Genomic DNA, 426 nt, shown 5'->3' with positions numbered 1-426 from the left:
GCTTATTGCTGACGACGAAATCGTCGGCGCGGCTCACTTCGGCCAGTTCGCGGTTGCGCACGTCGATCATCTCGCTGACCACATTCGCATGGCGGCTCGATTCCTCGGCGACCTGGCGCAGATGCAGAAGCGTCACCAGCGTGCGCGTGTCGGCAGCCTGCGGCGCCAGGTCCTCATGATAGCCGAGGACCAGGATATGATCGTAGTCCAGCGGGTCGAGCGAGCGGATGACGCTGCGCGAGGACGAATCGCCGTGCCTGATGTCGAGGCGCAGCCTGTCGTCCGAAAGCTTGATCTCGGCCGCCTGCCTGGCGAACGCCCCGGCATCGGCGACGACGGTCAGCAGCGAGCCGGGCGCCACGAAGCGTGAAAGCTCTGCCGCGACCAGCGGCGCGCGCCGGTTCCAGCCGAGCAGCAGCGTATGCT

General features: G+C 66.7%; 1 protein-coding gene. It reads right to left on the bottom strand.

The genetic code is table 11. From position 1 onward, the window contains the following. Positions 1-426, bottom strand: a 426-nt coding sequence (locus tag AC1D0P_RS30260; protein ID WP_477680109.1) for a hypothetical protein, incomplete at both ends; no start/stop codon positions are given.

The organism is Polaromonas sp. P1_G2 (assembly GCF_056405515.1).
Note: the sequence above shows the minus strand (reverse complement) of the source record. Positions and strands in the feature narration are given on the sequence as shown.